Below are 3,318 nucleotides of genomic sequence, written 5' to 3'. Positions count from 1 at the left end.
CGTACTCAAGTACAGCCTGCGGCTAGTTTCCTAGTTTGCTCTTTGATTTTCATTGAGTATAAGAGCCTAGCATAAAAGCCTCCATTCGGAGGCTTTTTCTCATTTATGTTTACTCAATAACGAGCTTCACTTCAGCGAATTTAATCCTTACTATCGTTCCTTTTCCGACCTCAGACTCAATGCGAATCTGGTGACCCAGTTCTTCAGAAATTTTCTTAGATAGATAAAGTCCAAGTCCAGATGACTGCTGGGTCAAACGACCATTGTAGCCTGAAAAGCCACGTTCAAAGACTCGGAGCACATCACTGTTTTTTATCCCGATTCCCGTATCCTTAATACAGAGCTCCTGACCTTCCATATAAATCTCTAGCCCACCTTCTTTGGTGTATTTGAGACTGTTTGAGAGGATTTGTTCAATGACGACCAACAGCCACTTCTTATCGGTCACGATGATTTTGTCAAGGTCATGGAGATTGAGCGTCAGTCCTTTTTGGATAAAGAAAAGGGCATATTTGCGAACCACTTCCTTAACCAGATCCTCCACTTGAACCTTTTCAAATACCAAGTCATCGTGGAAACTCTCCAAACGAAGATACTGCAATACCAGATTGGTATAGGAGTCAATCTTAAAGATTTCCTGTTCCAGTTGCTGTTTGATCTCCCGATTAGAGACTTCTGCTACCAAGAGACGGCTTGCCGCAATGGGGGTCTTGATCTGGTGAACCCACAAGGTGTAGTAGTCCAGCAAATCCGTAAGCTTGCTCTGCGCTTCCGACTTCTTTTGATACAATTCAGACTCACGCTCTTCGAGCTTTTCTGCTAGCGCACATTCCAGAGGAGACTTGGGGTCTCTCTCAGCATAGAGTACTTCCTGCCGGTAAACCTGAGCTTCTGCAAATATATCCCAAGCCAAAAATAGGAAGGTCAAAAAACTACTGAGTAGAAAGAAATAAAGAAAATAAGTTCCTAGACTAGCAAATAAAAACTGAAAGAGAAGGACGAGAAAGCCTAATGAAAAAATATAGGCAAAAACGCGACTGCGAGAACGCAGATAGGCTAGAAAAAATGATTTCCAATCAAGCATGTTTCAGTCCGTATCCTATCCCTTTCTTGGTTTCGATAAAGCCTACTAAGCCTTGCTCCTCCAACTTTTTACGCAAGCGAGCAACATTGACAGACAAGGTATTGTCATCGATGAAAAAGTCACTGTTCCAGAGTTCCCGCATCAGGTCATCACGCGCCACGATATTGCCAGCATGTTCAAACAGCACTCGCAAAATCTGAAATTCATTCTTGGTCAAACTCAGAACTTCCCCCTGATAGAGCAGGTCCATAGACTTGGTATTGAGAATCACACCTGCATACTCTAGCAAACTTTCATCCCGCCCAAACTCATAGGAACGGCGCAACAAGCCTTGAACCTTGGCAAGGAGCACCTGCTGGTCAAAAGGCTTGGTCACAAAGTCATCTGCCCCCATATTGATCGCCATGACGATATCCATCGCCTGGTCTCTCGAAGAGAGAAACATGATGGGCACCTTGGAAATCTTGCGAATCTCCTGACACCAGTGGTAACCATTAAAAAGAGGCAGACCAATATCCATGAGGACCAAATGAGGTTCTGACTGAACAAAAAGACTCAATACTCCCATAAAATCTTCTACCAAAACGACCTCAAAGCCCCACTCAGAGAGCAGTTTCCCCACTTGTTGCCGAATAACTTGGTCATCTTCTACTAGTAAAATCTTGTGCATGCGCTCCTCCTTTGTTCTTATTATAACAGATTTTCCCTATGGATAAAACGCAAACCTGTAAATCACCTCGCTAGTAGTATAGCAAAATCTAACAAGCCCACTAGCTAATTCTAGGTAAATGTGGTAGGATAAACATAGAGAAAGGAGCTTTTATGGCCAATATTTTTGACTACTTGAATGATGTAGTATACGATTCCTTTTATGACCTCCCCGTGAACGAGTTAGATGTTCTTGCCCTTACTGAATTAACCTATCTTCCTTTCGATGATGTAGTCGCCCAAGAACCAAAGCGCCTCATAGATCTTACACCTCAAATCCCTAGAGAAACGACGATGTTGACCAATAAAAACCGTCTCCAGTTGTTGGATCAGCTCACTCAACACAAACGCTTTAAAAATTGCAAGCTCTCAGACTTTATCAACGATATCGATCCTGAATTGCAAAAACAGTTTGCAGCCATGACTTATCGTATCAGTCTCGATACCTATTTACTTGTTTTTCGCGGAACGGATGATAGTATCATTGGTTGGAAAGAAGATTTCCATATGACCTATATGAAGGAAATCCCTGCTCAAAAACATGCCCTCCAGTATTTAGAGAACTTTTTTTCCCAACATCCTAACCAAAAGGTTATTCTAGCAGGACACTCAAAAGGGGGTAATCTAGCTGTCTATGCTGCCAGTCAACTTGATCCTAACTTGCAGAAAAACATTGTCGCTGTCTATACTTTTGATGCCCCTGGGCTTCACAAGGAACTAACCGAAACAGCTGGCTATCAAAACATGATGGAAAGAACGAAAGTATTTGTTCCACAAGGTTCTATCATTGGGATGATGCTGGAAATTCCGGATAAAAAAATTGTTGTTCGAAGCACTGCCTTGGGTGGTATCGCCCAGCACGATACCTTTAGTTGGCAGGTTGAAGACAAGCACTTTGTCCAACTAGACGAGACCAATAGTGACAGCCAACAAGTCGACACTACTTTCAAGGAATGGGTTGAAACAGTTCCTGACGAAGAACTGCAGCTCTACTTTGACCTCTTTTTTGGAATTATTCTTGATGCAGGCATCTCCTCTATCAACGATCTTTCTTCCTTCAAGGTCATTGAATACATTCACCATCTCTTTGTCCAAGCTCAATCCCTCACTCCCGAAGAAAGAGAAACCATGGGACGACTAACCCAACTCTTGATCGACACCCGCTACCAAGCTTGGAAAAATCGAGAATAGACAAAAAACCAACTAACCTAATGATTAGTTGGTTTTTTGTTTAAGAAACTAATGGATACTACTTAGAATCTCGAGTATAGAATTAGTCTTCTTTTTTCTTGTGAGACACAAGTCCAAATCCGCTCATCAAACCAAGTACTCCTAGAGTTGCCAAAGCTGAATGATCTTCCGTACCAGTATTAGGTAATTCTTTGGTTGCTTTAGTAGTTGGAGATTGCTCAGTCGGTTTTTGTTGAGGGGCAGTAACAACTTTTTCGTAGACATGTTCTGTGTCACCGTTTGGAAGTTTCTTAGTCTCTACGAAGCGGTAACCTGGAATATCTTTCTTAGGTTGT

At 42.3% G+C, this 3,318-nt stretch carries 4 protein-coding genes; 1 reads left to right on the top strand and 3 read right to left on the bottom strand.

Annotation, left to right across the window (positions count from 1 at the left end):
* Positions 1-109: 109 nt before the first annotated feature.
* Both ADI74_RS00960 and ADI74_RS00955 read right to left on the bottom strand, forming a co-directional pair.
* Positions 110-1,084: a sensor histidine kinase gene (locus ADI74_RS00960; protein ID WP_049536461.1), complete on the bottom strand. Its 975-nt coding sequence runs from the start codon at positions 1,082-1,084 to the stop codon at positions 110-112.
* Entirely contained in the window at positions 1,077-1,754 is a 678-nt protein-coding gene (locus ADI74_RS00955) for a response regulator transcription factor (protein ID WP_049536460.1), read from the bottom strand. Before ADI74_RS00955 ends, ADI74_RS00960 begins: the two co-directional genes overlap by 8 nt.
* Positions 1,755-1,906: 152 nt before the next feature.
* Between ADI74_RS00955 and ADI74_RS00950 the strand changes: the two genes are divergently transcribed.
* Positions 1,907-2,983, top strand: a complete 1,077-nt coding sequence (locus ADI74_RS00950; protein WP_049536459.1) for a DUF2974 domain-containing protein — start codon at positions 1,907-1,909, stop codon at positions 2,981-2,983.
* An 82-nt stretch (positions 2,984-3,065) separates the two neighbouring features.
* Here the strand turns inward: ADI74_RS00950 and ADI74_RS00945 are convergent.
* Positions 3,066-3,318 (bottom strand): LPXTG cell wall anchor domain-containing protein (locus ADI74_RS00945; protein WP_049536458.1); only part of this gene is annotated, 253 nt, incomplete at its 5' end.

Source organism: Streptococcus pseudopneumoniae (assembly GCF_001074565.1).
GTDB classification, from domain to species: Bacteria; Bacillota; Bacilli; order Lactobacillales; family Streptococcaceae; genus Streptococcus; species Streptococcus pseudopneumoniae_J.
The sequence above is the reverse complement of the archived record's forward strand: the minus strand, read 5'-3'. Positions and strand labels throughout refer to the sequence as shown.